Origin of the sequence: Bradyrhizobium sp. GCM10028915, assembly GCF_042666195.1 — a bacterium.
In the GTDB taxonomy this organism is placed as follows: Bacteria; Pseudomonadota; Alphaproteobacteria; order Rhizobiales; family Xanthobacteraceae; genus Bradyrhizobium; species Bradyrhizobium canariense_D.
This window is the reverse complement of record NZ_JBHTFN010000033.1, coordinates 1-803: the sequence shown is the minus strand read 5'-3', so window position 1 is coordinate 803 and position 803 is coordinate 1. Positions and strand designations below refer to the sequence as shown.

At 64.0% G+C, this 803-nt stretch carries 1 protein-coding gene; it reads left to right on the top strand.

What is annotated here, in order from left to right; translation table 11 throughout:
• Positions 1-803, top strand: an 803-nt coding sequence (locus tag ACFQX9_RS16710; RefSeq protein ID WP_377789605.1) for a chemotaxis protein CheW, incomplete at both ends; no start/stop codon positions are given.

Genomic DNA, 803 nt, shown 5'->3' with positions numbered 1-803 from the left:
CTCAGGCTGCGCAACAAGCTGCTGCCGCTGATCCATCTCAAGAAGCTGCTCAAGATCGACGACGGCGCCGTCTCCGATCCCGAGAACGGCTTCATCGTGGTGACGCAGGTCGGCAGCCAGACCTTCGGCATCGTCGTCGACGGCGTGTTCCACACCGAAGAAATCGTGGTCAAGCCGATGTCGACGAAGCTGCGCCACATCGACATGTTCTCGGGCAATACCATCCTGGGCGACGGCGCGGTCATCATGATCATCGACCCCAACGGCATTGCCAAGGCGCTCGGCGCCGCCGGCTCTTCGGCCCATGACATGAACAACGAGAACGGGACGCACAGCATCGGATCGGGCGAGCAGACCACCTCGCTGCTGGTGTTCCGCGCCGGCTCGGCCCAGCCCAAGGCGGTCCCGCTCGGACTCGTCACGCGCCTGGAAGAGCTTCCGGCCGACAAGATCGAGTTCTCGAACGGCCGCTACATGGTGCAGTACCGTGAGCAGCTGATGCCGCTCGTTGCCATGGAGAGCGTCACCATCGCGAGCCAGGGCGCCCAGCCGATCCTGGTGTTCTCCGACGACGGCCGCTCCATGGGCCTCGTCGTCGACGAGATCATCGACATCGTCGAGGAACGGCTTAACATCGAGGTCGGCGGATCCTCCTCCGGCATTCTCGGCTCGGCCGTGATCAAGGGCCAGGCCACCGAAGTGATCGACGTCGGCCACTTCCTGCCGATGGCGTTCGCCGACTGGTTCACCCGCAAGGAGATGAAGCCGTCGCTGCACTCGCAATCGGTGCTGCTGGTCGACGA